Annotated in this window: 28 protein-coding genes and 2 tRNA genes; 14 read left to right on the top strand and 16 right to left on the bottom strand. The window is 54.7% G+C overall.

Annotated features, from left to right (window positions below):
* Nucleotide 1: 1 nt before the first annotated feature.
* The gene (locus PUZ33_RS09945) at nucleotides 2-820 is read right to left on the bottom strand and encodes an ABC transporter substrate-binding protein (protein ID WP_058681487.1); all 819 of its coding nucleotides are present in this window, start codon (nucleotides 818-820) and stop codon (nucleotides 2-4) included.
* A 244-nt stretch (nucleotides 821-1,064) separates the two neighbouring features.
* Here PUZ33_RS09945 and PUZ33_RS09950 point away from each other — a divergent pair, with 244 nt between their 5' ends.
* The 5 genes from PUZ33_RS09950 to PUZ33_RS09970 all read left to right on the top strand — a co-directional run bounded on the left by PUZ33_RS09950 (nucleotide 1,065) and on the right by PUZ33_RS09970 (nucleotide 5,358).
* Nucleotides 1,065-1,232 carry a hypothetical protein gene (locus tag PUZ33_RS09950; protein ID WP_008500610.1) on the top strand — a complete coding sequence of 56 codons (168 nt, stop codon included), beginning with the start codon at nucleotides 1,065-1,067 and terminating at the stop codon, nucleotides 1,230-1,232.
* Between the two features lie 144 nt (nucleotides 1,233-1,376).
* On the top strand, nucleotides 1,377-2,783 hold the full coding sequence (locus PUZ33_RS09955; protein ID WP_062676716.1) for a DUF1996 domain-containing protein: 1,407 nt from the start codon (nucleotides 1,377-1,379) through the stop codon (nucleotides 2,781-2,783).
* A gap of 72 nt (nucleotides 2,784-2,855) precedes the next feature.
* Nucleotides 2,856-4,184, top strand: a complete 1,329-nt coding sequence (locus PUZ33_RS09960; RefSeq protein ID WP_058681475.1) for a sensor histidine kinase — start codon at nucleotides 2,856-2,858, stop codon at nucleotides 4,182-4,184.
* Nucleotides 4,177-4,788, top strand: coding sequence for a response regulator transcription factor (locus PUZ33_RS09965; RefSeq protein ID WP_058681476.1), 612 nt, complete (start codon nucleotides 4,177-4,179; stop codon nucleotides 4,786-4,788). The genes PUZ33_RS09960 and PUZ33_RS09965 overlap by 8 nt, the downstream gene beginning before the upstream one ends.
* 90 nt (nucleotides 4,789-4,878) lie before the next feature.
* The gene (locus PUZ33_RS09970; RefSeq protein WP_020688318.1) at nucleotides 4,879-5,358 is read left to right on the top strand and encodes a GlcG/HbpS family heme-binding protein; all 480 of its coding nucleotides are present in this window, start codon (nucleotides 4,879-4,881) and stop codon (nucleotides 5,356-5,358) included.
* Between the two features lie 37 nt (nucleotides 5,359-5,395).
* Here PUZ33_RS09970 and PUZ33_RS09975 read toward each other — a convergent pair whose 3' ends face one another.
* Nucleotides 5,396-5,536 (bottom strand): hypothetical protein, encoded by a 141-nt coding sequence (locus tag PUZ33_RS09975; protein ID WP_013096938.1) that lies wholly within the window; start codon nucleotides 5,534-5,536, stop codon nucleotides 5,396-5,398.
* A gap of 125 nt (nucleotides 5,537-5,661) precedes the next feature.
* On the opposite strand from PUZ33_RS09975, the gene PUZ33_RS09980 reads away from it, so the two are divergent.
* Both PUZ33_RS09980 and PUZ33_RS09985 read left to right on the top strand, forming a co-directional pair.
* A complete protein-coding gene (locus PUZ33_RS09980) occupies nucleotides 5,662-6,444 on the top strand; it encodes a hypothetical protein (RefSeq protein ID WP_058681477.1) in 783 nt (260 codons plus the stop codon).
* A gap of 72 nt (nucleotides 6,445-6,516) precedes the next feature.
* Entirely contained in the window at nucleotides 6,517-7,152 is a 636-nt protein-coding gene (locus PUZ33_RS09985) for a carbonic anhydrase (RefSeq protein WP_013096936.1), read from the top strand.
* Between the two features lie 25 nt (nucleotides 7,153-7,177).
* On the opposite strand, the gene PUZ33_RS09990 is transcribed toward PUZ33_RS09985, so the two are convergent.
* The 4 genes from PUZ33_RS09990 to mdtK all read right to left on the bottom strand — a co-directional run bounded on the left by PUZ33_RS09990 (nucleotide 7,178) and on the right by mdtK (nucleotide 10,578).
* Complete coding sequence (locus PUZ33_RS09990; RefSeq protein ID WP_058681478.1) at nucleotides 7,178-8,773, bottom strand: FAD-NAD(P)-binding protein; 1,596 nt, start codon at nucleotides 8,771-8,773, stop codon at nucleotides 7,178-7,180.
* A 120-nt stretch (nucleotides 8,774-8,893) separates the two neighbouring features.
* A tRNA-Val gene (locus PUZ33_RS09995) sits at nucleotides 8,894-8,970 on the bottom strand.
* A gap of 4 nt (nucleotides 8,971-8,974) precedes the next feature.
* A tRNA-Val gene (locus tag PUZ33_RS10000) sits at nucleotides 8,975-9,051 on the bottom strand.
* A gap of 153 nt (nucleotides 9,052-9,204) precedes the next feature.
* Nucleotides 9,205-10,578: an MdtK family multidrug efflux MATE transporter gene (mdtK, locus tag PUZ33_RS10005; protein WP_013096934.1), complete on the bottom strand. Its 1,374-nt coding sequence runs from the start codon at nucleotides 10,576-10,578 to the stop codon at nucleotides 9,205-9,207.
* Nucleotides 10,579-10,804: 226 nt separating this feature from the next.
* Between mdtK and PUZ33_RS10010 the strand changes: the two genes are divergently transcribed.
* Nucleotides 10,805-11,446, top strand: a complete 642-nt coding sequence (locus tag PUZ33_RS10010) for a riboflavin synthase (protein WP_058681479.1) — start codon at nucleotides 10,805-10,807, stop codon at nucleotides 11,444-11,446.
* A 31-nt stretch (nucleotides 11,447-11,477) separates the two neighbouring features.
* Here the strand turns inward: PUZ33_RS10010 and cfa are convergent, their stop codons facing one another.
* A complete protein-coding gene (gene cfa, locus PUZ33_RS10015) occupies nucleotides 11,478-12,626 on the bottom strand; it encodes a cyclopropane fatty acyl phospholipid synthase (protein WP_013096932.1) in 1,149 nt (382 codons plus the stop codon).
* Between the two features lie 298 nt (nucleotides 12,627-12,924).
* The gene (gene punC, locus PUZ33_RS10020; protein ID WP_058681480.1) at nucleotides 12,925-14,124 is read right to left on the bottom strand and encodes a purine nucleoside transporter PunC; all 1,200 of its coding nucleotides are present in this window, start codon (nucleotides 14,122-14,124) and stop codon (nucleotides 12,925-12,927) included.
* 115 nt (nucleotides 14,125-14,239) lie between these two features.
* Here punC and punR point away from each other — a divergent pair, with 115 nt between their 5' ends.
* On the top strand, nucleotides 14,240-15,151 hold the full coding sequence (punR, locus tag PUZ33_RS10025) for a DNA-binding transcriptional activator PunR (RefSeq protein ID WP_013096930.1): 912 nt from the start codon (nucleotides 14,240-14,242) through the stop codon (nucleotides 15,149-15,151).
* A 16-nt stretch (nucleotides 15,152-15,167) separates the two neighbouring features.
* On the opposite strand, the gene purR is transcribed toward punR, so the two are convergent.
* Nucleotides 15,168-16,193: an HTH-type transcriptional repressor PurR gene (purR, locus tag PUZ33_RS10030; protein ID WP_013096929.1), complete on the bottom strand. Its 1,026-nt coding sequence runs from the start codon at nucleotides 16,191-16,193 to the stop codon at nucleotides 15,168-15,170.
* A 297-nt stretch (nucleotides 16,194-16,490) separates the two neighbouring features.
* On the opposite strand from purR, the gene cydH reads away from it, so the two are divergent.
* Together cydH and PUZ33_RS10040 are read left to right on the top strand one after the other, a co-directional pair.
* Nucleotides 16,491-16,580 carry a cytochrome bd-I oxidase subunit CydH gene (cydH, locus tag PUZ33_RS10035; RefSeq protein WP_020688313.1) on the top strand — a complete coding sequence of 30 codons (90 nt, stop codon included), beginning with the start codon at nucleotides 16,491-16,493 and terminating at the stop codon, nucleotides 16,578-16,580.
* Between the two features lie 163 nt (nucleotides 16,581-16,743).
* A complete protein-coding gene (locus PUZ33_RS10040; RefSeq protein ID WP_038419208.1) occupies nucleotides 16,744-17,910 on the top strand; it encodes an MFS transporter in 1,167 nt (388 codons plus the stop codon).
* Nucleotides 17,911-17,945: 35 nt separating this feature from the next.
* Here PUZ33_RS10040 and sodB read toward each other — a convergent pair whose 3' ends face one another.
* Both sodB and PUZ33_RS10050 read right to left on the bottom strand, forming a co-directional pair.
* Nucleotides 17,946-18,527, bottom strand: a complete 582-nt coding sequence (gene sodB, locus PUZ33_RS10045; RefSeq protein WP_029882771.1) for a superoxide dismutase [Fe] — start codon at nucleotides 18,525-18,527, stop codon at nucleotides 17,946-17,948.
* 122 nt (nucleotides 18,528-18,649) lie between these two features.
* A complete protein-coding gene (locus PUZ33_RS10050; protein ID WP_029882772.1) occupies nucleotides 18,650-19,423 on the bottom strand; it encodes a C40 family peptidase in 774 nt (257 codons plus the stop codon).
* 338 nt (nucleotides 19,424-19,761) lie between these two features.
* Between PUZ33_RS10050 and grxD the strand changes: the two genes are divergently transcribed.
* Nucleotides 19,762-20,109, top strand: coding sequence for a monothiol glutaredoxin 4 (grxD, locus tag PUZ33_RS10055; RefSeq protein WP_003832760.1), 348 nt, complete (start codon nucleotides 19,762-19,764; stop codon nucleotides 20,107-20,109).
* 44 nt (nucleotides 20,110-20,153) lie between these two features.
* On the opposite strand, the gene rnt is transcribed toward grxD, so the two are convergent.
* The 5 genes from rnt to eptA all read right to left on the bottom strand — a co-directional run bounded on the left by rnt (nucleotide 20,154) and on the right by eptA (nucleotide 24,826).
* A complete protein-coding gene (rnt, locus tag PUZ33_RS10060) occupies nucleotides 20,154-20,804 on the bottom strand; it encodes a ribonuclease T (RefSeq protein WP_013096924.1) in 651 nt (216 codons plus the stop codon).
* A 96-nt stretch (nucleotides 20,805-20,900) separates the two neighbouring features.
* The gene (gene gloA / locus PUZ33_RS10065) at nucleotides 20,901-21,308 is read right to left on the bottom strand and encodes a lactoylglutathione lyase (RefSeq protein WP_013096923.1); all 408 of its coding nucleotides are present in this window, start codon (nucleotides 21,306-21,308) and stop codon (nucleotides 20,901-20,903) included.
* Nucleotides 21,309-21,408: 100 nt separating this feature from the next.
* The gene (locus tag PUZ33_RS10070) at nucleotides 21,409-22,506 is read right to left on the bottom strand and encodes an alkene reductase (protein ID WP_029882773.1); all 1,098 of its coding nucleotides are present in this window, start codon (nucleotides 22,504-22,506) and stop codon (nucleotides 21,409-21,411) included.
* Between the two features lie 53 nt (nucleotides 22,507-22,559).
* Nucleotides 22,560-23,159, bottom strand: a complete 600-nt coding sequence (locus PUZ33_RS10075; RefSeq protein WP_058681481.1) for a TetR/AcrR family transcriptional regulator — start codon at nucleotides 23,157-23,159, stop codon at nucleotides 22,560-22,562.
* Between the two features lie 41 nt (nucleotides 23,160-23,200).
* A complete protein-coding gene (gene eptA, locus PUZ33_RS10080; protein WP_058681482.1) occupies nucleotides 23,201-24,826 on the bottom strand; it encodes a phosphoethanolamine transferase EptA in 1,626 nt (541 codons plus the stop codon).
* 148 nt (nucleotides 24,827-24,974) lie between these two features.
* On the opposite strand from eptA, the gene PUZ33_RS10085 reads away from it, so the two are divergent.
* Both PUZ33_RS10085 and PUZ33_RS10090 read left to right on the top strand, forming a co-directional pair.
* Nucleotides 24,975-25,214 carry a DUF1289 domain-containing protein gene (locus tag PUZ33_RS10085; RefSeq protein WP_013096919.1) on the top strand — a complete coding sequence of 80 codons (240 nt, stop codon included), beginning with the start codon at nucleotides 24,975-24,977 and terminating at the stop codon, nucleotides 25,212-25,214.
* 48 nt (nucleotides 25,215-25,262) lie between these two features.
* A complete protein-coding gene (locus tag PUZ33_RS10090) occupies nucleotides 25,263-26,159 on the top strand; it encodes an aldo/keto reductase (RefSeq protein WP_013096918.1) in 897 nt (298 codons plus the stop codon).
* Nucleotides 26,160-26,192 lie beyond the last annotated feature (33 nt).

Consider the following 26,192-nt stretch of genomic DNA (forward strand, 5'->3'; position numbering starts at 1 on the left):
CTTACTTCGCTTCTATGGTAAAGGCGCGTGGCTGTGGAGACGGGGTGTTTGGACCAAACCAGAGATCGTAGATTTTTGCTGCCTGGCCGTTTTTCTCCAGGTTCACCAGCTCATCATTGACGGCTTTCAGTAGTGCCGGTTCCCCCTTTTTGACACCCACACCAATCTCTTCTTTGCTGAGCAGGTCGGGCAGAATTTTGAAGTTCGCTTTATCCGGGGCCTGCGCCAGCAGACCGGCCAAAATGGTGCTGTCCTGGGTGATCGCTTGCACGTTACCGTTGCGAAGCGCCGTCAGCGCCAGCGGAATATCGTCGTAGGAGAGCACGCGGGTTTGCGGGAACCGCTGGTGCAGCGCCTGTTCGCCGGTGGTACCTTTTACCGCGCCAATGCGTGCGTGGCTGTAAGCGTCCAGCTTATCGGCGGATTTTGCCGGCACCAGGAATTGCTGACCAGTGACAAAATACGGCGTCGAGAAATCAATCACCTGCGCCCGCTCCGGGGTGATGGTGATATCCGCTACAATTAAATCCGCTTTCCCGGACTGGAGCAGGGGAATGCGATTCGCCGGGTTGGTGGCGACCAGCTCCAGCTTCACGCCCAGCGATTTTGCCAGCGCTCTGGCAAAATCCACGTCGTAGCCCACAATCTCATGCGTGTTGGCATCAACTGAACCAAACGGCGGGTTGGCATCAAAGGTCGCCACTTTTACCACACCTGCGGCTTTAATATCCGCCAGCCGATCGGCCTGAACTTGTGTAGAAAGCAGGCTACCTGTTGCCAGTAAACCCAGCGCAATGAACCCTTTTTTATTTGCTGCCATCGTCATACGTCATCCCGTCGTGTTTGTTTTGTTCCGTTACGCTCCCATAAGCGAAAGCTATCGCCAAATAAGAAATTGTTCTTTGCTTTAAACAAAAAAACATTAGTGCACAGGGTGTTACATGCAGGTGACGCAATGTGATGGCATTTGCAGAATCTGCATATCAACAGTGGATATTGGTATTTCACCGGCGTGGAATTTGGGTGTTTAACTGTAGGCAGGTAAAGCGAGAGGGGTACAGACGATGAAAAAGTGGATAAGCACGTTACGGCGGTTTTTTGCGACCCGTCCCGCGAATGCGGAGAACAGCGCGCAACGTGTTCTTGAGTCGATACTGCCTGTCGCCAGTCTGTATGGCGTGGACGTGGCCAACATTGACCCGGAGTGGTTCCATGATAAAACGCCACGCTGAACTGCGCCGCACGCGCGAAATGTACTGGAATGAGCTGTGCCTCGACGCTGTAAAGCGTGGATGAGCGGAAAAATACGCTGGGAAATCCTCGGTTAACGCAGACCGTTTTGTTACCAATATCTCCTTTCACAGATGGAGATGAAGATGAAACGGACTGTATTCACGCCCGCCCTTTTAGCCACCGCGTCACTGATTGCCATGCAGGCGGCCCATGGCGGGCCACAGGCGCATGTGGTCTGCAGTTACTCCCACACCCTCGGCGATGACGCCATCATGATGTTTGGTATGCCCAACCAGGCCATGTGGCACGATTTCTTTGGCAATACCCATACCGATGCCTTTTCAACCCGGGAAACCTTGCGCCAGCACGAAGAGACGACCTGTGATAACAAGGCCGACGGCTCTGCCTACTGGGCGCCTTCTCTGAGATTACCCGACGGAACGGTGGTCAAACCGGCCTATCAAAAAACCTATTATCAGGCCTCGAAGGTTGATGCCTATCCCTTGCACCCGTTCCCGGCCGGGCTGTCGCTGCTCGCCGGGGATCATCACGGCAGCACGCCCAACCCCCATATCAGCTTTTTATGCGCGAACGGGAATGGCTATAGCAGCAAAATCGGGGAGGTGTGCGGGCTGCGTAAAGCTAACGATGCCGCCCAGTTTAATATTGGCATTCAATTTCCGAACTGCTGGGACGGTGTGAATCTGAAGCCCGACCACGGTCTGGCCAATGCGGCGTATGACGTTAACGGCCAGTGCCCGAGCGCGTTCCCGGTAAAAATTCCAACGGTTAATATGAATGTGGCTTACGTGCTGCATGGTATTACCCGCCTGGACACCCGTCAGGCGCAACTGTCGCTCGATCCGGTGATGCAGGGGGCTGAACGTGAAGAACGCTGGGGTAGCCTCTACACGGCGCATGCCGATTTCATGAACGGCTGGACGGACGATGCCGCCCGCTTTATGACCGAACGCTGCATGAACCGCGGTATGGATTGTGGTTCAACCGTGCCCTATGGTTATTCTATGGCGAAGGCCAATGTCTGGCTCAGCAGTCTTGAACCGAACATCACTCAACCTTCACCGCAGGTGTTACTGGTAGAAGATAACTGGCAGAACGGTGGACGCACAAAAAACAGCGAGACGCTGAGCCTGGTAAAATTCCATATCCCACCGCTGCCCGCCGGGCAGGATCCGTCCTTGTTTAAATACCGCGTCCGTATTTTCGGTGGGAAGGTAGAAAACAATGGGGACGATCAGATTTTCTTTTATCCGGCCAGTAATGACTGGGATCCTGCGACCGTGAAGTGGTCGTCGCGTCCGGCCTGTAATTACCGTTCCGATGCCGTGCTTTATCTGAACCATGTTCGTGAATACCGGATGGTCGACGTGGATAAAGCCGTGCGTAAGGCGCTGGCGGAAGGGAAAACCGAGATCTCGTGGTATATCGGTGGCGATCGCCAGGGGAATCATTATCAGTTTGAACCAGCCTCATCACCAGACGGGTTAATGCTCATGCTGACTGGCTTTAAACATACGCCGGAGGTCTGACCCCACGTTTTTTTGTTCTTAACAGGGTTAGCTGGTAAGGTCTCGGCATTCGCCACTGCCCCTGTTAACGCAATGACCACCAACAGCATGATGAAACGCGCTATCGTTCTTTGGGCGATAGCGTGCACACTCAGCGGCATACTGCTCTACGCCGAACAAATTCGCCGTCAGTTCTGGGAACGAGACCGTGAGTTCTCGGCGTTATTTTCCGAATTAAGCGCGGTCCTGACGCAAAATGAATCGGTCTTACCGCTTCTGAATGGCGATGAAGACATTGCCGCCTTGCGCAAAAAATTCCCCCATCTGCTCGCCCTGGAAAAAACGACGGGACGCCCACTGGATGCGGCGCGGGTGGAGCCTGCCCACGAGATGCAGTACTGGCTTTATAACCCCTGGCGTCAGATCCGCGTGCGGGTGGATCTCGGCCCGATTCTGAATGCGCATCATCCGTTTACCCATCTGGGGATCCGCTTCATACCGACCGGAGAAGAACGGCCCTCTGACGCATTCTGGCACTGGCAACGCACCTTCCCGCAACATACGCAACCTTTTACGCTTGAAGCGGATTCCCGGCCGGACTGGTTTGGCGTCTCCTGGTCTGTTTACCCTTTACTGTTTATCGGCTGGGGGATAGTGATTGCGCTGGCAAGCGTGGTGCTCTGGCAGCGTAAAGCACGTAAAGACGCCGAGCAAAGGGCGCGCTATTACCAGCACGCCAGGCTCAATACCCTGGGGGAGATCACCGCCGGTATTGTGCATGAGATAAACCAGCCGCTGACCGCCGTCCAGACGTGGATCCAGGGCGCGCAGCGTCAGTTACAGCAGGAAAACGGCCAGGCCGTGTCGCAGGCGCTGTCGGCTGCGCTGACGCAAACGCAGCGTATTAGCGCATTATTAACCCGTTTTCGTGAGCACGTTGTGAAGGAGAAAGTCACCCTGCGGGAAACCGATCTGGCAGCATGCTGGCTACAGGTGGTGAACTTACTTGAGCATGAGCGCAGGGCTGAACATATCTCGGTCAGTCATGCGTTTGCCCCCGGGGCCACCACCGTGCTGGCCGACCCGCTCTGGCTGGAGCAGGTGCTGCATAATCTGCTCAGCAATGCGATTCAGGCCCAACAGGCGAGTCCTGCTGGCTGGGTAAAGATTGAAAGCCACAAAACCGAGAGCGGCATTCAGATTACCGTGACGGACGGCGGGCCCGGCTTTAGCCAGGAGGCGTTACAAAATGCCTTTATGCCGTTTTACAGCGGCCGGGAAGAGGGCATTGGACTGGGAATGACCTTAACGGAATCATTAATGACGCGTATGAATGGATCGATTACGCTGGGCAATGCACCGCAGGGCGGGGCAGAGATCCGGCTACAACTGGCAAACGGAAAGGGGGCTACGGTTGGATAACACAATCTGGCTGATTGATGATGATGAATCCATCAGAGAATCGATGACGTTTTTGCTTTCGGGCATGGGGTGGCCGGTCAGGACGTTTGAAAGCGTTGATGCCTTTACCGCAGCCCATGCACGGGACACAGAGCTGGTAGGCTGCATGCTGCTGGATATGCGGATGCCGGGCAAAGGCGGGCTCACCTGGCTTGAGGAGGGGAAATGGCCCTGGCCCCTGCTGCCGGTAATTATCATGACCGGGCACGGGACCGTAGATGCCTGTCGTCGGGCATTTCGTAACGGCGTGTTTGAGTTTTTCACCAAACCGCTGGATGCCGATAAGCTTATTGAAACGGTAGGGTTAGCCTTTGAGGAGAGTCAGCGCCGGTTTGCCGGCTGGCAGGAAACCTCCCGGGTGAAAGCGCGCTTCGCACAATTAACCGCGCGGGAGCATGAGGTGCTGGGGGAGTTGATGAAAGGGCTCAGCAACAAAGAGGTGGCCGCCCGGCTGAATCTCTCGCCACGGACGGTGGAAGCACACCGCGCGGCGGCGTTTACCAAGCTTGGGGTCGGCAGTCTGGTTCAGGCAATACGCGAATACGATAAATTGCAATCCGTATAACTACCAGGTTGAGTGCGTATTCAACCGAATTATGTTTCATCGCCCGGCGGGGTACGCTCTGCTACGTATCCCAACACGCGAGGAAGTGCGATGAAAAAATTAATGATGGTTGCGGCACTGGCCGCAGGTAGCGTAAGTCTGTCGGCACAAGCCGATACGTTAAACCAAAAGAGTCTCTCGCTGGCGCAGGCGAATGCGCTGGCCACGTCCGCCATTCAGGCGTGTACGGCAAAGAATTATCAGGTGACGGTCACCGTGGTTGACCGTGCGGGCGTGGTGAAAGCCGTGCAGCGTACGGACAATGCCGGTCCTCATACGGTTAAAGCCAGCGAAATGAAAGCCTGGACGGCGCTCAGCGCAAAGAATGCCTCAGGCAAAGTGATGGAAGCGGCGCAGAGCAACGCTGGCGCGCAAAACATGCGTGATATTCCGGGCTTCCTGCTGCTGGCGGGCGGCCTGCCGGTGAAAGAGGGCGATGAGGTGATCGGGGCGATTGGCATCGGCGGTGCGCCGGGTGGTCATCTTGATGAAGCCTGCGCGCAGGCGGCCATTGACGGGCTGAAAAAGTAACATAAAAAAAAGCACCGGGTTAACCGGTGCTTTTTCATCAGATCTTGCAGGCATCGCCGCAGTCGTCATCTGCAACAATCGCCTGGGCTTTTTTATCTGCGTCGTCCAGACGTTCCGCATTACGCTCTTCTGCTTCATCCAGCCCGTTAAAGACCAGGTTTTCGAGATCAATTTCCATGTGGCACCTGCTTTATTCAGTTTTTGATACTGGCACAGTATAGGGCAAAAAAGGCCAGCAATGTACCTCGCAGCACATATGGACAATCCCTGCCATACTCTCTGCTTTATGGCTGAGGAATGCATATGATGACACTCTGCAAAACCTGCGGTACTGCGTATGACACCACGCCGGAAACATGCCCGATTTGCGAGGATGAACGCCAGTATGTTCCGCACAGCGGCCAGGCGTGGATTGACTTTGCTACCGTGACTTCCACCCACAGCAACAAATGGCAGCAACTGGAGCCACAGCTGTTCAGTATCAAAACGGTGCCTGCCTTTGCGATTAACCAGCGCGCGCTGCTTTTGCGTACCCCGCACGGCAATATTCTCTGGGACTGTATTGCCAACCTCGACCCGGCAACCAAAACGCTCATTACTGCGCTCGGCGGCATCAGCGCGATTGCGATTTCGCACCCACACTATTACACCACCATGCAGACATGGGCTGCGGCATTTGATGCACCGGTGTACCTGCACGCCAGCGACAGAGAGTGGGTCATGCGCGGCAGTCCTGCCATTCAGTTCTGGGAAGGGGATGCGCTGGAACTATTCCCGTCGGTCACCTTGCTGCGTCTGGGGGGACATTTTGCAGGCGGCACGGTGCTGCACTGGCAGGAGGGCGAAGGCGTATTGCTGGCGGGGGATATTCTTCAGGTCACGCCCGGAAAAGACGCCGTTTCGTTTATGTGGAGCTACCCGAATATGCTGCCGCTGCCTGCCCGCACCGTTGAGCGGATTACCGGTCTTCTGGAAGGCAAAAAATTTGCCCGCCTGTACGGTGCCTTTGAGGGACAAAACATCCTGGCAAAAGCTGACGAGATTGTGCAGCGGTCGGGCCAGAAATATATTGCTTGTCTCAGGTAAAGCACGATGGGTAAACTTCACGAGTGTGATCCCGATCATACCTAAACGACAACAGATAAAAGAGAAATTGCTATGCAACATATCATTGAAGGTTTCCTCAACTTTCAAAAAGAGATTTTCCCGCAACGTAAAGAGCTCTTCCGCAGTTTAGCGTCCAGCCAGAATCCCAAAGCGCTGTTCATCTCATGCTCCGACAGCCGTCTGGTACCAGAACTGGTCACTCAGCAAGAGCCAGGACAGCTCTTTGTCATTCGAAATGCTGGCAACATTGTGCCGCCGTTCGGGCCAGAGCCGGGCGGTGTCTCCGCAACCATCGAATATGCCGTTGTGGCGCTGGGCGTGACGGATATTGTGATTTGCGGTCACTCCAACTGCGGGGCGATGAAGGCGATTGCGGATAACGCCAATCTGGAGCCGATGCCTGCCGTCTCTCACTGGTTGCGTTATTCTGATGCCGCTAAAGCGGTGGTGGAGAAGAAAAGCTGGGATCAGCCGATCGACAAAGTGAATGCGATGGTGCAGGAGAACGTGTTTGCGCAGCTGAGCAACATCAAGACCCATCCATCCGTTGCTGTGGGTCTGCGCAATAACGCCCTTCGCCTGCACGGCTGGGTGTATGACATTGAGAGCGGTGAAATTCGTGCGCTGGATAAAGCGACGAAAACCTTCGTTTCTCTGTCTGAGAACCCGGAAGTGTTCTTCGAATAATGACGATCAGGGCATGGAAGCCCTGTCAGCTATCGAAATACGACAATCTCCTGCGTAACCCAGAAGCGGGTTTTTCCGCCGCTTTCGCCATCGACCCGGCAATCTCCGCACACTCGGCCAGTCCCTGAACGAAGGGATGATCGTGCATCAGCCACGGTATCGCGCCAAACGCGATTCTCCCGCGCACCGTTTCTGGTGCTTTAAGCGTGTAATCCTCGCCAATATCAGGGATCTCGTCGCCTGTCGCCTGCAGCTGTTTGCGCAGTGTCGGGAAAGGCAGATCCTCTGTTTTCAGCGGTTTTTGCCCGCGGGCATCAATAAACACGTCAAAGAGATAGGTGTTGTCTTCAGTCGCGATCGCCGTTTGGGCGCGACCGACATCCAGCGTGTAATCATCACCTAATGCGACAACGCTGATGATCCCGGCCTCGCGCAGCGCAAGCAGCCGACGGATAGACTGCGGTGGAATGGCGGCGTAGTTGTCGATAAACACCCGCGCCAGTCCCTGTTTGAAGCGTTCCTGGTCCTGCCCATTAAGATGCGGCACGATCTCCTGAACCACCTCGTGCAACCGAAGCACGGTGTAGCGCCAGGGCACCGTTCGCCGCTCACGTTTGTTGCGTTCGACCTCATTCAGATTGGCTTCTGCCCAGCTAAACGGACCGTGCTGTTTGCGGTCCTCAAACCAGGCATCGCGAAGGGTGTCCGCATCCAGGGCGCGCAGCCCGATTTTCTCACACCATGCCGGGTCGGCGAGTTCCAGCTCTTTCACCATCAGGGCAAAAATACGATCCAGCAGGCCGTCAGACCCTTTGGCGATTTCATTCTCAATGACAAATTCAGTTAATACCGACAGCGGCTCGTAAGGAATAGGGCAGTAAAAATCGGCCTCAGGGAGAATGCCTGTCCGGGACATGAGGACTATTTTTAACGCCTCGCTGCCCTTATCCAGAACGAATTTGTCATCAACAAAGGCGCCATGCTGCATAACAACCGCCATGGCGGCGTCCAGTCCGCTTAATGAGGTCCCCATAATCCCCACCCGACAGGCTGGAATGTCAGCGTCCATCAACCCGGACCAGGGGCTTGGGAAGAAGGTGCGCGTGGCCTCATCCTCATCAGGCCAGACGTGGCCGGTGGCGATGACGGCAAGGTTGAAGCGTTCAGGTAAGCGGTTGTCATTTACCGAAAGCGTAACGCCGTCTTTGTCGGTGGCGATATCCGTCACCTCGGCGGATTCATGGATATCGACCTGAAATCCCAGCCTGCGGGCCTCTTTAACCACCGTGAGAAAACTGTCGCGAAAATACTCCCCCAGCAGAATACGGGGCAGAAACTGCCGATCATGCAGGGAAGCTTTATCGACGTGATAGCGGGCGAGATGGGCTGCACTCTGCTCTTTTAACCAGTCGAGGTAGGTCATAAAAACGGGCGGGATTTCAATGCTGGCAATATTCGCCAGCATCAGACGCGAGTTTTCATCAATTCGATAGGGCATGCCCACGCCCGCTTCCTCGGCTTTTTCGAAAATGGAAACGGCCAGTGGCGTTTTATGCTTCAGGAGCGCGTAAAAGGTGTAAATCCCTGTGGGGCCGGAGCCGATAATGGCGATTTTTTTCATCGACACTGTTCCTGCTTTTTTTTGTCATATGAAAAGCGTAGCAGGAGAAAGCGTAAAAAATCAGACGATTGGGATTATTCAGACTACAAGAAGAGGATTTGCACCATTTCAGGACTGAAATGGTGCGTCCGAGTGGACTCGAACCACCGACCCCCACCATGTCAAGGTGGTGCTCTAACCAACTGAGCTACGGACGCAGAATGGTGCGTTCAATTGGACTCGAACCAACGACCCCCACCATGTCAAGGTGGTGCTCTAACCAACTGAGCTATGAACGCAACGTGTTGTCGGTGACAACGGGGACGAATATTAGCGGCACAGCACCGCAGTGGCAAGAGGCAAAATGCATTTTTCTCTCTGATTTCACGCGATTGCTTCATTACCGCGCAAAGTGAAGAGAAAGTAGCCGCCAGCAGGCGGCTACTGTGTATTTAACGTGCGGCGCGTTGCAAAATTACCGTGGATGGCTGACGCTGCAGGAAGCGCATACGCAGCATCATCATGATAGCCGCAGAGGTCAGACCGATGATAAAGCCGATCCAGAACCCCGCGGGCCCCATACGATCCACCACCAGATCGGTGAGCGCGAGAATGTAACCGCTCGGCAGACCCAACACCCAGTAGGCGATGAAGGTAATAAAGAAGATGGAGCGGGTATCTTTATAACCACGCAGTACGCCGCTGCCGATCACCTGGATGGAGTCAGAGATCTGGTATACCGCTGCCAGCAGCATCAGATGCGATGCCAGCATCACCACTTCCGGGTTGTCATTGTAGAGCAGGGCAATTTGCTCCCGCAGTGCGACGGTGAAAAGCGCGGTGCAGACCGCCATACAGACACCCACGCCGAGCCCGGTGCGTGCAGCCGTTTGTGCATCAAGGGTTGAACCTTGCCCCAGACGAAAGCCGACGCGGATGGTGACCGCGGCCGCCAGCGACATCGGCAGGACGAACATCAGCGAGCTGAAGTTCAGCGCAATCTGGTGTCCGGCCACGTTCACAATGCCCAGCGGCGAGACCAGCAGGGCGACCACGGCAAACAGAGTCACTTCGAAGAACAGTGCCAGCGCAATGGGCAGCCCCAGCTGGACCAGACGCATCATAATGTGCCAGTCCGGCGTGCTGAATGAACGCTCATTACGGATATCACGCAGGGAGCGGGCGTGTTTAACAAAGGTGAGTATGCTAAAGAACATCACCCAGTACACCGCCGCTGTTGCCACGCCGCAGCCTACGCCGCCAAGCTCCGGCATACCAAAATGGCCGTAAATAAAGATATAGTTCACCGGAATGTTGACCAGTAAACCGATAAAGCCCATGACCATCCCCGGCTTGGTTTTTGCCAGGCCTTCGCACTGGTTACGCGCCACCTGGAAGAAGAGATAACCCGGTACACCCCAGAGCAGGGCGCGCAGATACCCCACGGCTTTGTCTGCCAGAGCCGGGTCGATATTATGCATGGCGCGAATGATATGCCCGGCGTTCCAGAGCACGATCATAATCAGTACGGAGACAAAACCAGCCAGCCAAAAGCCCTGGCGCACCTGATGGGCGATACGTTCACGTCGGCCGGAACCATTCAGCTGGGCGATAACCGGCGTGAGTGCCAGCAGCAGGCCGTGACCGAAGAGAATGGCCGGAAGCCAGATAGAGGTTCCGATTGCCACGGCGGCCATATCGGTGGCGCTGTAGCCACCGGCCATCACCGTATCCACAAATCCCATTGCGGTCTGGGCCACCTGCGCGATGATCACCGGGATAGCCAGTGCCAATAACTGCCGCGCTTCATTCATGTACTTCTGCACGTGAACACCTTTATTTTGTAGTTATATGAGAGACTAAAAAAGCCGCCGTAACTGGCAGCAAGAAGAAAAAGCAGAGGGGGTGCCAGCTATTGTAGCGGGCTTTAGCTATTAATCTAGTGAAAAAATCGCCAGAAAATGCGCTGCTCTGGCAACCTGTATTTCCAACTGTTATTGTGGTGGGATTAAACGGTGTCACCACCGTCCGGAAAATACAGGAGTTGTAAGCATGTTTACTGGTATTGTGCAGGGCACCGCTAAAGTGGTGTCCATTGATGAAAAACCTAATTTCCGTACTCACGTCGTTGAGCTGCCAGAATATATGCTGGATGGCATCGAAACCGGTGCATCGGTTGCGCATAACGGCTGCTGCCTGACGGTGACCGAAATTAACGGCAACCAGATTAGCTTTGATTTAATGAAAGAAACGCTGCGTATCACCAACCTGGGCGCACTGGTGGTGGGCGATACCGTAAACGTAGAGCGTGCGGCGAAGTTTAGCGATGAAATTGGCGGCCACCTGATGTCGGGCCATATCATGACCACCGCCGAAGTGGCGAAAATTGTCACCTCTGAAAATAACCGTCAAATCTGGTTTAAAGTGCAGGATCCGTCATTAATGAAATACATCCTGTATAAAGGATTTATTGGTATTGATGGGATTAGCCTGACAGTCGGAGAAGTGACGCCGACGCGTTTTTGCGTGCATTTAATTCCGGAAACGCTGCAGCGTACGACGCTGGGGGCGAAAAAACTGGGGCAGCGTGTGAATATCGAAATCGATCCGCAAACCCAGGCGGTGGTGGATACCGTCGAGCGTGTGCTGGCGGCGAAAGAGGCAGCCATAATAAAGGCCACCGAAGAAGAATAAAAAAATAACCCCGGATACCCGGGGTTATTTTTTAGCGCGGCACACGTAAGCCGTGTTCAATCCCGCGACTGAAGACCACCTGCCAGAGCTGAATATCACGCGCGCGGAACGCACCTGCGCAGGCATTCAGATAATAGCTGAACATCCGTTTAAATCGTTCAGAATAGTTGTCTGCAATCTCAGGCCACGCTTGCTGGAAACGTTCATGCCACGCCATAAGCGTGGTGTCGTAATCCGCGCCAAAGTTATGCCAGTCTTCCATAATGAAGTGGCTTTCGCTGGCGTTGGCAATCTGGCGAACGGAAGGCAAACAGCCATTCGGGAAGATGTATTTATTGATCCACGGGTCAACGTTATTGTCCGTGCGCTTAGAGCCTATGGTGTGCAGCAGGAAGATGCCGTCGGGTTTTAAATTACGATCCACCACCTCAAAATAGGTGTCGTAATTTTTCGGCCCCACGTGCTCAAACATGCCCACGGAAACAATGCGATCAAACTGCTCGTTGAGGTCGCGGTAATCCTGCAGACGGATATCAACGTCGAGACCCTGACAGCGCTCCCGGGCCATTTTTTGCTGTTCGGCTGAAATGGTTACGCCGACCACGCTGACGCCGTAGTGCTTCGCCATAAAATACGCCAGACCGCCCCAGCCACAGCCGATATCCAGCACACGCATGCCGGGCTGCAGCTGCAGTTTCTCGCTAATCAGACGCAGTTTATCCTGCTGGGCTTCTTCGAGGGTTGTCGCCTTTTTCCAGTAGGCGCAGGAGTATTGCATGAAGGGATCCAGCATGCGGCTGAACAAATCGTTACCGAGGTCGTAGTGCTCTTTGCCCACGATCCACGCCCGCTTTTTGCTTTGCAGATTGAACAAACGGGCGGAGGCGACGCGCAACGTATCTTTTATATTGCGGGGAAGCTGGTTCTCCAGACCGGCGCGTAAAACGCTGGCAAAGAAAATATCCAGCCGCTCGCAATCCCACCAGCCATCCATATAGCTTTCGCCCAGCCCTAACGATCCCTCGCGCAGCACGCGTTTAAAAAAATCGGGATGTTTGACCTGCGGATCGGAGGGTGAAGATCCGTTGATAGTGATGCCTGCACGACCTAACAGTTCACTGACGATCCGGGACCAGTTATCGTCCGGAACGCTGACTTCTTCTATACACGATGAACTCATAGCTTCTCCATCACCTTACTGTGATCAGAACCTTCAAACAGCGTAGACGCTTTTTATGGTTTGTGAGAAATCTCACGGTAAATACCGCGAGGCTAGTATCCGACGTAGAACAGAGGAAGGGAGATATCCCTTGCCGAAATGCCTTCCATGGTAAAACGGGAGCACTCCGGCTCCCGTTAACACTTAATATTTATCGTAATTAATCGAACCAAATTTAGTATAGGCTTCAAAATTTGGTGATTCAACAGAAAATTGTTAGCTGGCTAATTAATTGCTTTAAGCATAATTCCCCGCGTAATCAGGCATGTGATGTTTCTCTCTGAACCTCTTCATTCTGCTCACGATGCGCTGATGACTGCATGCGATAGCCTAAGCCTGCCAGCGCAACGGTGACCAGCATCACGCTGGTGGTGGTCAACAGCGGGGTGGCAATCAGCGCTGACACCACCAGGCTTGCCAGGAAGCACAGGCCGAGTTGCAGGGTATTTTGCAGCGCCGCGGCGCGTCCTGTCGCCTGCGGGAAAGGACGTAACGCCTGTGCGACCACGATAGGGTAAATGGCACCGTTAGCCACCGCCATCACGCAGAACGGAATCAAAATCTCCGCCAGACCGACGCCTGGGATAAACCCAACGGCCCAGGTGGCGCCCACGCTCAACGCAAACAACGCCAGCAGCCAGGGCAGCATCTGCTGGCCTTCCCATTTCTGCAGCGCCGCACGGCAGCCATATCCGCCCAGCAGGAAGGCGATGGTCTGTGGGACATAGCTCAGGCCAATGGCGGCCGGGCTGTACCCCATATCGTGCAGAATAAACGGCGAGCCGGTGAGCCAGGCGAAGAAGCTCGCCGAGCAGGCGGCATAGACCAGGACGTTACCACGATACGCTTTGGCGCTCAGCAGGGAGAGGAACGTGATCGGTTTGGCGTCAGCATGCGCCTCTTTTTTATGCGCGGGCTTGAGGGCAAACGCCGGCAGCATCAGTATCAGTGTGATGGCAAACAACGTGGCAAAAATGGCCTGCCAGTCAAAGTGCGCGAGGATCCAGCTGCCCAGCAGGGGAGCGAGGGCGGGTGACAGGCCAACCAGCGGCATAATGGTGGCGAAAATGCGGTTGGTACGGTTGGCCGGGTAGTAGTCGGTCACGAGAGCCTGCCAGGTTACCGCCGCGGCACAGACGCCGACGGCCTGCACAAAGCGCAGCACCAGCAGCCAGGTCGCATCGCGTACCCACAACATTCCCAGACAGCCTGCGGCAAAAATGGCCAGGCCCAGCAACAACACCGGTTTACGCCCGAAGCGATCGGAGAGCGGGCCCCAGAGCAGCTGTGCGATGGCAAATCCGGCGAGGAACAAACTCAGGCTGGCGCTGATGGCCGCGGCTGGCGTTTGCAGATCTTCCTGCATCGCCGCAAACGCGGGCAGGTACATATCGGTGGCCAAAAAGCCCAGCACGCTCAAACCGCCGAGCCAGACTAAAAATCCATTCCTGGGTTGCATTGTTTTATTCTCCTTGAGGAGGCAGGTAGACACTGGCGCAGAGTGTAGGGAGTGCAAAGCGGGTTGTGAAACGCTAATATTTGGCGGTTGCATTCAAATTTTTTGCAGGCAGAAAATGTGGTCAGATTATTCTCTTGAAGTGGTGGATGCTGTCGCGCGTAACGGCAGCTTTAGCGGTGCGGCACAGGAGTTGCACCGCGTCCCTTCGGCTATCAGCTACACGGTGCGGCAGCTTGAAGAGTGGCTGGCGGTTCCGCTGTTCGAACGGCGGCATCGCGATGTGGAATTAACGCCTGCTGGCGCGTGGTTTTTGAAAGAAGGGCGTTCTGTTATCAAAAAAATGCAGATCACCCGCGAACAGTGCCAGCAGATCGCCAACGGCTGGCGCGGACATCTTTCCATCGCCGTGGATAACATCGTCAAACCCGAGCGCACCCGGCAGATGATTGTGGATTTCTATCGTCATTTTTCAGACGTTGAACTTCGCGTCTCGCAGGAGGTATTCAACGGGGTCTGGGACGCGCTGGCGGACGGCAGGGCAGAGATGGCGATTGGCGCAACCCAGGCGATCCCCGTCGGGGGGCGCTATGCGTTTCGCGATATGGGCATGTTGAGCTGGAAATGCGTCGTGGCACACGATCATCCGCTGGCTGCCCTGGAGGGACCGCTGAGTGACGACACGCTGCGCAACTGGCCGTCGCTGGTGCTGGAGGATACCTCGCGCTCGTTGCCAAAACGTATCACCTGGCTTCTTGATAACCAGCGGCGGGTGGTGGCGCCGGACTGGGAATCCTCCGCGACCTGCCTCAGCGCCGGGCTGTGCGTCGCGATGGTTCCCGTCCATTTCGCTAAGCCGAGAATCGATACCGGTGAATGGGTCGAGCTGACGCTGGAGAATCCGTTCCCGGATGCGGCCTGCTGCCTGACGTGGCAACAAAATGATGTGTCGCCCGCCATGGCATGGCTACTGGATTATCTGGGAGACAGCGAAACGCTTAACCGGGAATGGCTACGGGAGCCAGCTTAGCTGGCTCCACACGAGATTAACGACGGTAGTCGCGGAATGGACCATCCGCAACGGAACGGCGCTCGATAAGGCGCGGGTGAACTTCAATGGACTGCGACTCTTCACGTTTGTTGACGATCCTGTCCATCAGCATATTGAAGGCCGTTTCACCGAGGGAGTCCTTCGGCTGGTGGATGGTGGTCAGCGCAGGCGTGAAGAAGCGCGCGTTGCGCACGTTGTCATAGCCGATCACGGAAATATCCTGCGGCACGCGCAGGCCCAGCTCATCGGCTGCACACAGGGCCCCCATCGCCATGATGTCCCCGCCGCAGAACACCGCCGTTGGACGATGCGGCTGAGAAACGATCTGCTGCATGGCGCGGTAGCCAGACTCCGGCTCAAAGTCGCCCTGCACGATCCAGTTTTCCGGCACGGTGATCAGCGCTTCTTCCATCGCCTTCATAAACCCGGCCAGACGGCCAGCACCGGTGTTGCGCTCAAGCGGCCCCGGGATCACGCCTATTTCACGGTGACCGCGTTCAATCAGATAGCGACCCGCCATATAACCGCCTTCGAAGGCGTTATCGATGACGGAGTCGGTAAAGTCGGCGCGCGCTTCGCCCCAGTCCATCACCACCATTGGGATATGACGATACTCTTCCAGCATGGAAAGGACAGATTCCGGGTATTCGGAACACATCACCAGAAGGCCATCCACGCGTTTTTGCGCCATCATCGACAGATAGGCGCGCTGTTTTTCAATATTGTTCCACGCGTTGCCGAGGATAAGGGTATAGCCTTTCTGGAAGCAGTTTTTCTCAACCGCTTCGATGATTTCGGCAAAATAGGCCGCTTCACTGCTGGTCGCCAGCAAACCAATGGATTTGGTGTGATTAACTTTAAGGCTACGCGCAACGGCACTCGGCGAGTAGTGCAGCTCTTTGATTGCCGCCCAGACGGCGTTGCGCGTCTCTTCCGCCACGAAGCGGGTTTTGTTAATTACATGTGATACGGTTGTAGTGGAAACGTTTGCGCGTTTTGCTACGTCTTTAATTGTTGCCATTAAATGTCACTCCAGACCATATCCTAAACTCCTGAAAACCTTGAAGGTAAACGTTTGCCTTCTCTCACCCTTATCACGCAATTTTGAATTGCGGCACGCCAGGAAAACGACACGGGACGTCAGGAGGGGGTCAATGGCCGGTACGCTAATAAATTTAGCGTGGAATTTTGTCCTATCTTGATGAAAAGGGGAAGAGCTAAAGTGGTTATCCGTTTAAATCCTGGAAGATTTTTGACGTAAATTGTGTAAAAATGAGCAAGCTCACTTTTCGTGGGGGGATTAAAAGGAGAAAAATTGATGAGTTCCGATCTGAAGTTTTCGCTGTTCACCACCGTTATTGTGCTGGCGCTGATTGTTGCTGCAGGTCTGACGGCTGCACTGCACTGATTTACGCGGAGGGGGCGTTCGCTCTCTCCCGCTCGTCCTGATTGTTACATCTCCGGCAAAAATCTTTTGCCAATTTGTTAACTTCTCATTTTTTGTGATTGATGTCATGCTTTCGGCTTCTTTGTTCTGTGTCACCACATGACACGGCATCCGGAGTTGACGCATGAAAATCAATTTTCCCCTGCTGGCCCTGGCGATTGGCGCTTTTGGGATTGGCACCACTGAATTTTCCCCTATGGGACTCTTACCGGTTATCGCCCGCGGTGTGGACGTCTCTATCCCTGCAGCCGGGATGTTAATCAGCGCCTATGCCATTGGTGTGATGGTAGGGGCACCGCTGATGACGCTGTTGCTTTCCCACCGAGCGCGCCGCAATGCGCTGATTTTCCTGATGGCTATCTTTACCCTTGGCAACGTGCTCTCCGCCATTTCGCCGGATTACACCACGCTGATGCTGTCACGCATTCTGACAAGCCTTAACCACGGCGCTTTCTTTGGGCTGGGGTCGGTGGTGGCGGCAAGCGTGGTGCCCAAACACAAGCAGGCGAGTGCCGTGGCAACCATGTTTATGGGCCTGACCATCGCCAACATTGGCGGCGTTCCTGCGGCCACCTGGCTGGGTGAGGTCATTGGCTGGCGTATGTCGTTCCTCGCAACCGCCGTACTGGGCGTTGTCGCGATGGTGGCCTTGTTCTTCTCCCTGCCGAAAGGCAGCGCTGGTGAGCGTCCTGAGGTACGTAAAGAGCTGTCGGTACTGATGCGTCCGCAGGTCCTTTCTGCGCTGCTCACCACCGTGCTGGGTGCCGGGGCGATGTTTACCCTTTACACCTATATTTCGCCGGTGCTGCATGACATCACTCACGCGACGCCGATCTTTATCACCGCGATGCTGGTGCTGATTGGCGTGGGCTTCTCGATTGGTAACTATCTGGGCGGGAAATTTGCTGACCGCTCCGTGAGCGGAACGCTGAAGGGTTTTCTGACCCTGCTGATTGTCATCATGATTGCCATTCCCTGGCTGGCGCGTAATGAGTATGGCGCGGCCATTGCGATGGTCGTCTGGGGTGCGGCCACCTTTGCCGTGGTTCCACCGCTGCAGATGCGCGTAATGCGCGTCGCGCATGAGGCGCCGGGCCTCTCATCGTCGGTGAATATTGGCGCGTTCAATCTGGGCAATGCGCTCGGTGCCGCAGCGGGCGGTGCTGTGATTTCGGGTGGTCTGGGATACAGCTTTGTGCCGGTGATGGGGGCCATTATTGCCGCGCTTGGCCTGCTGTTAGTGATGATGTCGGGTCGTAAACAGCCTGAAGCGGCCTGTGCTGCCGAATAAAAAAACGCAGAAGGGGAAACCCTTCTGCGTCTCTCTTACGCGGCGAAGTTCTTCGCCACAAAGTCCCAGTTAACCAGTGCCCAGAAGTGCTCCAGGTAGTTAGGACGCGCGTTACGGTAATCAATGTAGTATGCGTGTTCCCAGACATCCACGGTCATCAGCGGTGTCGCGCTGGTGGTCAGTGGTGTACCCGCGTTAGACGTGGAGACGATAGCCAGTTTGCCATCGGCCTCTTTTACCAGCCATGTCCAGCCAGAACCGAAGTTTTTGATTGCGGCATCGGTAAATTTCGCTTTGAACTCCGCAAAGCTGCCAAAGGCGGCGTTAATCGCAGCAGCCAGTTCGCCGGTCGGCTCGCCGCCAGCATTTGGTGCCAGGCAGTGCCAGTAGAAGGTGTGGTTCCACACCTGAGCAGCGTTGTTGAATACGCCACCGTCTGAACTGCGGACGATCTCTTCCAGCGTTTTGCCTTCAAAATCGGTGCCCTTGATCAGGTTGTTCAGGTTGGTGACATAGGTCTGGTGATGTTTGCCGTAATGATATTCCAGGGTTTCCGCAGAAATGTGCGGTGCCAGGGCGTCTTTTGCATACGGTAGTGCAGGTAATTCGAACGACATTGCTTCTCTCCTTATTGTATTTTGCGTTGCCAATAACCACACAGACAACAAGGACAGGATAGCAAATTGAAAGGGTATGCAAAAGAGGAACTTACCCTGCCGTGGTGACGGCAGGGCAGGGTTTAGCGGATGGTTTTCGGCGTCATGACGCGGCGTGCGCCGACGTAGTGACGCACCCAGTAGTCTTCGCTAAGCGAGGTGATCTGAATGTCCTGACCGCTTCGTGGGGACTGAATAAACTTCCCGTTACCCACATACACGCCGACGTGATCAGCCGTACCGCGACCCTGGGTGCGGAAGAAGACCAGATCGCCATTTTGCAGCTCGCCACGGTTAACAGGGGCGGCGTCGCGCAGGTGGTACATTTCATTGGCGGTGCGCGGAATGCGGAATTTCACCAGATCTTTATAGGCGTAATACACCAGCCCGCTGCAGTCAAAACCGGTGCGGGGAGAGGTGCCACCCCAGCGATACGGTTTGCCAATTTGCCCCATCAGCTTATTCATCGCCGTTTTTTGCGCTTTCTGTACCCGAACCTTATGCGCGTCGGCAATTTTTGTCACTTTCGTGCATTTGGCTTTATGCCCTTTGCGCGTGGTGCATTTTTCCGTTACGAGGTTGGCAGCAGTTTTTGAGGCTTTACGTTTCGATGCGAGGGCAGTGCGGGAAGATGTTGATTTCGATTTGCTGGAGGCGGTCTTTTTCGTTTGAGCGGTTGTTTTTTTCTTTTCGTTCTTACTGGTAGTCTTTTTTTTACGTTCTGTGGTTTTTGCCAGATGCGTTTTTTGCACAGCAGAGTGCCGCGCCTGTTGAGAGGCGTTTGCCGCTGGCGTGAAAGAGAGTGATGTAAACAGTAAAGCACAGAGCGTGATCGAGATTTTATTTATCCGCGCCACTGGGCAGTCCCCTGATAAATGCAGGTCATCAATAATACCCGCGTGTGATTTACAAAGCCCGTCGATTCTAATCCATAAAAACCCGAGAAGTTAATAGCATTTTTCAATCTAAAAACCTGTTTCGTTAGTAAGTGCAAAAAAATTCATCGATTTGTCGCACAATTGTTCACGCCCTAAGCAAAACCCTGCCTGCCGCAGGGTTAAGCACCATTTACAATGCAACTTTTCGCCACTCGCGATAAAATAGCTATACGTGACAAAAATGTTATTTTCCGATGCCAGTCTGAACCGCTACAATGTCAGACTAATGCCGTAACAGAAGTTAAAGGAAGCAAGACATGAGCACCACTATTGAAAAAATCCAGCGCCAGATCGCTGAAAACCCGATTCTGCTGTATATGAAAGGTTCTCCGAAGCTGCCAAGCTGTGGCTTCTCCGCGCAAGCGGTTCAGGCGCTGTCTGCCTGTGGTGAACGTTTTGCTTACGTTGATATCCTGCAAAACCCGGACATCCGCGCTGAGCTGCCAAAATACGCGAACTGGCCGACGTTCCCGCAGCTGTGGGTCGACGGTGAACTGGTTGGCGGTTGCGATATCCTGATTGAAATGTATCAGCGCGGCGAACTGCAGCAGCTGATCAAAGAGACGGCTGCGAAGTACAAAACCGAAGAGCCGGACGCAGAGTAATTTTCTGCGCAAATAAAAAAGCGACCTTAAGAGGTCGCTTTTTTTTATTCTTCGCTGTCGCCCATCGCCAGCGGCCAGCCGCCCAGACGCTTCCAGCGGTTGACTATTTCACAGAACAGCTCTGCGGTGCGCTCCGTATCATACAGCGCGGAGTGCGCCTGCGTGCCGTCAAACTCAATCCCGGCCGTAATACAGGCTTTTGACAAGACCGTTTGTCCCAGCGCCAGGCCACTCAGTGCGGCGGTGTCAAAGGTCACAAACGGGTGGAAGGGGTTACGCTTAAGAGAGGCTCGCTCGGCGGCGGCCATCGTAAAGCTGTGATCGAACGTGGCGTTATGCGCCACCATAATGGCGCGGCTGCAGTTGCTCTCTTTCATGCCTTTACGCACCATTTTGAAAATGGCGTGCAGCGCGTCATATTCGCTCACCGCACCGCGCAGCGGGTTATGCGGATCGATGCCATTAAACGCCAGCGCCTCTGGCTGCAGGTTTGCGCCTTCAAAGGGCTCAACGTGGAAATGCAGCGTGGTGTCCGGTGTAAGCCAGCCCTCTTCATCCATCTTCAGCGTGATGGCGGCAATTTCAAGCAGCGCATCGGTTTTAGCGTTAAATCCGGCTGTTTCGACATCAATGACAACAGGATAAAAACCACGAAAACGGTCGCACAGACCGGTAAGTTGAGCGTTATCGGACATCAGGGTCTCTTACAAGGGGAAAAAAGCAGAGCGCATTATGGCAAATTTTGGCGTGGGATGCAGTAAAACAACGGGCGCATAGTGCGCCCTGAGGGATCAGTTGCCCAGACCGCGACCGGCGTCTTTGGCTTCAATCAGCTCGATTTTATAACCGTCTGGATCTTCAACAAACGCAATCACGGTGGTGCCGCCTTTTACCGGGCCCGCTTCACGCGTGACGTTGCCACCGTTGCTGCGAATGCGTTCACAGGCTTCTGCCGCGTTGTCCACTTCCAGCGCGATGTGGCCATAGGCCGTGCCCAGCTCATAGCTGTCGACGCCCCAGTTATAGGTCAGCTCGATAACCGCTTCATCCGTTTCCGGGCCGTAACCCACGAATGCCAGCGAGTATTTGTATTCCGGGTTTTCGCTGGTGCGCAGCAGCTTCATACCCAGTACGTTAGTGTAGAAATCGATGGAACGTTGCAGATCGCCAACGCGCAGCATGGTGTGAAGTAGGCGCATAATTTCCTCATTAACCAATGGAGTAGTGTATCTTTTTGAACAGAAACGATGTTTTAGTATAGCGGCGAAAGGCCGCCGCTATCAATGCACAACGGAGAGATTACAGCGTAGGGTAGTCGGTATAGCCTTCCGCGCCGCCGCCGTAGAAGCTTTCCGGGCGCTGTGGGTTCAGCGCTGCTTTCTGCTGCAGACGGGCAACCAGGTCCGGGTTGGCAATGTAATCACGACCAAAGGCCACGGCGTCGATCAACCCTTTATTAATCAGATCTTCGGCTTTCTCAGGCGTATAGGCCCCCGCACCGATGATCACCCCGTGGAAACGCTCGCGCACTTTCTGGCGGAAAGCCTCAGAGTAAGGCTGACCACCGGCCCAGTCCGGCTCGGACATGTGCAGATACGCGATACCGCGTTTCGCCAGTTCTTCAATCAGATACAGCGCGTCCGCTTCTTCGTTCGGACCGTTGTCGACGTTCTGGAACGTACCGATTGGGGAGACGCGAATACCAATACGGTCCGGGCTCCACTCCTGACAAACGGCATCAACCACTTCCAGCACCAGACGGGCGCGGTTTTCGACGCTGCCGCCGTACTGGTCAGTGCGGTGGTTGGACGACGGTGAAAGGAACTGGTGCAGGAGGTAACCGTGCGCGGAATGCAGTTCAACCAGATCAAAACCGGCTTCGCGGGCGTTAGCTACGGCCTGACGGAAATCGTTCACGATACCCGGGATCTCATCCAGCTCAAGGGCGCGTGGCGTTGAGGTATCGACGCGGATCGCGTTACCGTTTTCATCGCGCAGGGAAGTGCGGGTATTCGCATTCAGGGCCGACGCGGAAACCGGCGCCTGACCGCCAGGCTGAATGCTGCTGTGAGAGATACGACCGGTGTGCCACAGCTGAACCGCAATGCGACCCTCTTCGGCGTGAACGCCAGCGGTGATTTTCTTCCAGGCGGCAATCTGCTCCGGGCTGTGCAGGCCTGGTGCGCCGGCATATCCCTTCGCCTGTGCGGAAATCTGCGTGGCTTCAGTGATGATGAGGCCAGAGCTGGCGCGCTGACGATAGTATTCACCCATCAGTGGGGTTGGGATATCACCCGGCTCAATGCTGCGCAGACGGGTGAGTGGGGCCATAAACACGCGGTTTGGTGCGGTGACGGCGCCCACTTTCAGTGGGGTGAAAAGTTTTTCAGCTGACATAACGACTCCTGAGTAGACCAGTCGACTAGTAATTAAGTAAATAAAAACGCCTGCTACACGCCAGGCGCAGTAATGCTGCTATTAACATGTGCCAGTGCGCTTTCCAGCGGCACGGCACTGCGGGAAATTTTGGCCTGCAGGTTCGCCCCTAACCAGAGCGAATATAAAACCTGCGCCTGGGTTAACGCCTCACCGGCGAAGGCCAGCGTTTTTTCACGGCGGCCATTCTCAAGCGCCTGCGCCAGCAGGGCGATCACGCCGCTGGCTCCTTTATCCATTGCCGCACGCATATCTTCGGAGAGATCGCACACTTCTGCAGAGAGTTTTACCGTCAGGCATCCGCTGATAATGCCCTGCTGACAGAACTGGTTCAGCGTTTCCTGATAGTAGTTGAGAACACGATCCCGATAGTTTCCTTCACCACTGGCGAACTGGGTGGCCAGGCGTTGATGGTAGCTGGCATAGTGCCTCTCCAGCATCGCCACGCCAAACGCCTCTTTGGATCGGAAGTAGTGATAAAACGACCCCTTTGGCACTTCAGCGGTTTTAAGTAACTCGCTTAACCCCATACCGGTAAACCCGCGATGCATGCAAAGCCGCTCGCCGGTCGCCAGTAAATGTTCGCGTGTATCGTGTTCAGTATTTCTGCTCATGGCCAAACTCTAATAGACCGTTCGGTCTATTGCAAGGGCGTTTACTGACGACATGCGTTCAGAATATCCAGTTGCTGCTGATAAACCGTTGATTTCACATCCATCATACCCAGTACGGTAGAGAACAGATTATCCTGCGAAACCGCATTTTTTGCGGCGTAGTCGCGCAGGCACTGCGCGTTGATACCAAAGTTTTTCGCGTAGTCCGGTGATAACCAGAACATAAACGGAATGTGCGTTTGTTGCTCTGGCGCCAGCATGTACGGCGTGCCGTGCAGATAAATTCCGCTTTCGCCCAGCGATTCGCCGTGGTCGGAAAGGTAAATCAGTGCGGTGTTCATATTCGCCTGACGTGCCTTCAGCGCATTGATGGTTTTGCTGACCACGCTGTCGGTATACAGAATGGTGTTGTCATAGGTATTCATCAGCGCCTGGTGATCGCAATCCTGAATCTCATTGGTTTCGCAGGTTGGGGTGAATTTGCGGAAATTGTCCGGGTAACGGTGATAGTAAGCCGGGCCGTGGCTGCCCATCAGGTGGATAACCAGTACGGTGTCCTGTTTCAGGCCGTCCAGCACGTTGTCGAGACGGTAGAAGTTCACATCATCAATACAGGACTTGTCTTTGCAGAACTGATCCAGGTTCCACTGGGTCATATCGGTATGGGGTACGCGGTCGCAGGCACCTTTACAGCCGCCGTCATTGTCGCGCCACAGCAGGTTGATTCCCGCGTGTTTGAGCACATCGAGCAACCCTTCCTGGTGATGCGCCAGGTCGGCATCGTATTTGCTGCGCGTCATCCCGGAGAACATGCAGGGAACGGAAACGGCCGTTTCGGTACCGCATGACGTGGCCTGCGGGAAGTTGATGACATCCTGCTTTTTCAGTTCCGGGTTCGTTTCACGGCCATAACCATTCAGCGAGTAGTTCGCGGCACGTGAGGCCTCACCGACAACCAGCACCAGAACCGTTTTCTTGTTCTGACCTGCAATCAGCGAGCCTTTATGCGCATCTTCACCTATACGCACCAGCGTTTGGTCACCTTCGAACCAGCGCATTTTGCTGTATTTCATCATGGCGCTGACGTAGTTAGCAGGGGTGACCATCTTGACGATGCTCTTATTGTTGCGAAACAGCGACGCATAATCTTTATAAAACACGGCGGCGACGAGGATGATCACCAGCAGGGCGCCAAGCATGGCGGCAACGCGCATCAGCAGCGCATACCACCATTTTCCGGTCTGAATACGCGTCATCGCCAACACCACGGAAGGAACCAGTCCTGCTATGACAATCCACAGAATCATCTGCGGCGTGACCAGCGCTGTGGCTTCCTGGGAGTTGGTTTCGAACACGTTAACAATCATGTTCTGATCGATAACCGCGCCATAGGTATACATAAAGTACGTTGCCGCGGCACAGCCGACGGTTAAGACGATCAGCAGCGGTTTACGGATAAAAGGGATATTGAGCAGGCTGAAGACAATCACCCAGCCGCAGAACAGCACCAGCGGCACGGACGCGGCAAAAAGGATATCGTGAAGCCTTGCCGGGGCAATAATGGCCCAGCTACGTTGAATAAACAGTGCGTTTATCAGCGTAAAGAAAAGCGCACAACCCAGAGTGAATTTTATATCGTTACACTGTAACTTCTTCGTTAACCACATCGAAAAGAAACCTGTCATCATATTGATGAGGCGAGTATAGAGAGGGAAGATTAGTGAAACCTTAATGCCACAAAACTGTGGTAAAGCCCTTGCACGTGGAGCGTTTAACGTCTTCACTGTAGGTGAGTGTCGGTATTCGGAGGTGAGCGTGGCAGAGCAGCTGGAGTTTTTCCCCATCCAGAGCCCGTGCCGGGGGATTTGTCAGGTGGATGAACGCGGTTATTGCCGTGGTTGTATGCGTACCCGCGACGAGCGGTTTAACTGGCAAAATTTCAGCGACACGCAAAAGCAGGAGGTGCTTCGCCTCTGCCGCCAGCGGTTTCTGCGCAAAATACGTGCAAACAAGCCCGGTGAAACCGAAGAACCCCAGCAACCTTCACTGTTTTAACACGCTTATTGCGTATACTCATGACATCACTTCCTTGAGGAAAATGTTATGGTTCAGCGTATTACCCTTGCCCCCCAGGGGCCAGAATTCTCCCGCTTTGTGATGGGTTACTGGCGCCTGATGGACTGGAATATGTCCCCCCTGCAACTGGCGAGCTTCATTGAGGAGCACCTCGATTTAGGGATCACCACCGTCGATCATGCTGACATTTATGGCGGCTATGCGTGTGAAGCGGCGTTCGGAGAAGCCCTCAAGCTGGTTCCGGCGCTGCGTGAGCGGATGGAAATTGTCACCAAATGCGGTATTGCCACGACGGCAAAACCTGAACATACCCTTGGTCATTACATTACCGATAGCGCACATATCATTAAAAGCGCCGAGCAGTCGCTGGTGAACCTGGCGACGGATCATATCGACCTGCTGCTGATCCACCGTCCCGACCCGTTAATGGATGCCGATGAGGTCGCCGAAGCCTTCCTGGCGCTGCATCAAAGCGGCAAAGTGCGTCATTTTGGCGTCTCAAACTTTACCCCGGCGCAGTTTGCGCTGCTGCAGTCTCGTCTGCCCTTTACCCTGGCCACCAACCAGGTGGAAATCTCCCCGGTGCATCAGCCATTGTTGCTGGATGGTACGCTCGATCAGCTGCAACAGCTGCGCATCCGTCCTATGGCGTGGTCTTGCCTTGGGGGCGGTCGTCTGTTCAATGACGATGAATTCCAGCCGCTGCGCAATGAGCTGGAAACCATTGCCCGTGAACTGAACGCTGAGAACATCGAACAGGTGGTTTACGCGTGGATCCTGCGTCTGCCGTCGAAACCGCTACCAATCATTGGTTCCGGTAAAATTGAACGCGTGCGTTCTGCCCTGGCGGCTGAAGAGCTGCAGATGAGCCGTCAGCAGTGGTTCCGCATCCGCAAAGCTGCGCTCGGTTACGACGTACCGTAAACCGGTAAAAATGTGACTTTCCGGTGAAATCTT

The sequence above is a fragment of the Enterobacter cloacae complex sp. 2022EL-00981 genome (genome assembly GCF_028737495.1).
Classification (GTDB): domain Bacteria; phylum Pseudomonadota; class Gammaproteobacteria; order Enterobacterales; family Enterobacteriaceae; genus Enterobacter; species Enterobacter cloacae.

Excerpts from the sequence above, each read along its gene's own strand:
- PUZ33_RS09945 (WP_058681487.1), bottom strand. The coding sequence starts at position 820 with ATGGCAGCAAATAAAAAAGGGTTCATTGCGCTGGGTTTACTGGCAACA.
- PUZ33_RS09950 (WP_008500610.1), top strand. The coding sequence starts at position 1,065 with ATGAAAAAGTGGATAAGCACGTTACGGCGGTTTTTTGCGACCCGTCCC.
- PUZ33_RS09955 (WP_062676716.1), top strand. The coding sequence starts at position 1,377 with ATGAAACGGACTGTATTCACGCCCGCCCTTTTAGCCACCGCGTCACTG.
- PUZ33_RS09960 (WP_058681475.1), top strand. The coding sequence starts at position 2,856 with ATGACCACCAACAGCATGATGAAACGCGCTATCGTTCTTTGGGCGATA.
- PUZ33_RS09970 (WP_020688318.1), top strand. The coding sequence starts at position 4,879 with ATGAAAAAATTAATGATGGTTGCGGCACTGGCCGCAGGTAGCGTAAGT.
- PUZ33_RS09975 (WP_013096938.1), bottom strand. The coding sequence starts at position 5,536 with ATGGAAATTGATCTCGAAAACCTGGTCTTTAACGGGCTGGATGAAGCA.
- PUZ33_RS09980 (WP_058681477.1), top strand. The coding sequence starts at position 5,662 with ATGATGACACTCTGCAAAACCTGCGGTACTGCGTATGACACCACGCCG.
- PUZ33_RS09985 (WP_013096936.1), top strand. The coding sequence starts at position 6,517 with ATGCAACATATCATTGAAGGTTTCCTCAACTTTCAAAAAGAGATTTTC.
- PUZ33_RS09990 (WP_058681478.1), bottom strand. The coding sequence starts at position 8,773 with ATGAAAAAAATCGCCATTATCGGCTCCGGCCCCACAGGGATTTACACC.
- PUZ33_RS10010 (WP_058681479.1), top strand. The coding sequence starts at position 10,805 with ATGTTTACTGGTATTGTGCAGGGCACCGCTAAAGTGGTGTCCATTGAT.
- cfa (WP_013096932.1), bottom strand. The coding sequence starts at position 12,626 with ATGAGTTCATCGTGTATAGAAGAAGTCAGCGTTCCGGACGATAACTGG.
- punC (WP_058681480.1), bottom strand. The coding sequence starts at position 14,124 with ATGCAACCCAGGAATGGATTTTTAGTCTGGCTCGGCGGTTTGAGCGTG.
- punR (WP_013096930.1), top strand. The coding sequence starts at position 14,240 with ATGTGGTCAGATTATTCTCTTGAAGTGGTGGATGCTGTCGCGCGTAAC.
- purR (WP_013096929.1), bottom strand. The coding sequence starts at position 16,193 with ATGGCAACAATTAAAGACGTAGCAAAACGCGCAAACGTTTCCACTACA.
- cydH (WP_020688313.1), top strand. The coding sequence starts at position 16,491 with ATGAGTTCCGATCTGAAGTTTTCGCTGTTCACCACCGTTATTGTGCTG.
- PUZ33_RS10040 (WP_038419208.1), top strand. The coding sequence starts at position 16,744 with ATGAAAATCAATTTTCCCCTGCTGGCCCTGGCGATTGGCGCTTTTGGG.
- sodB (WP_029882771.1), bottom strand. The coding sequence starts at position 18,527 with ATGTCGTTCGAATTACCTGCACTACCGTATGCAAAAGACGCCCTGGCA.
- grxD (WP_003832760.1), top strand. The coding sequence starts at position 19,762 with ATGAGCACCACTATTGAAAAAATCCAGCGCCAGATCGCTGAAAACCCG.
- rnt (WP_013096924.1), bottom strand. The coding sequence starts at position 20,804 with ATGTCCGATAACGCTCAACTTACCGGTCTGTGCGACCGTTTTCGTGGT.
- gloA (WP_013096923.1), bottom strand. The coding sequence starts at position 21,308 with ATGCGCCTACTTCACACCATGCTGCGCGTTGGCGATCTGCAACGTTCC.
- PUZ33_RS10070 (WP_029882773.1), bottom strand. The coding sequence starts at position 22,506 with ATGTCAGCTGAAAAACTTTTCACCCCACTGAAAGTGGGCGCCGTCACC.
- PUZ33_RS10075 (WP_058681481.1), bottom strand. The coding sequence starts at position 23,159 with ATGAGCAGAAATACTGAACACGATACACGCGAACATTTACTGGCGACC.
- eptA (WP_058681482.1), bottom strand. The coding sequence starts at position 24,826 with ATGTGGTTAACGAAGAAGTTACAGTGTAACGATATAAAATTCACTCTG.
- PUZ33_RS10090 (WP_013096918.1), top strand. The coding sequence starts at position 25,263 with ATGGTTCAGCGTATTACCCTTGCCCCCCAGGGGCCAGAATTCTCCCGC.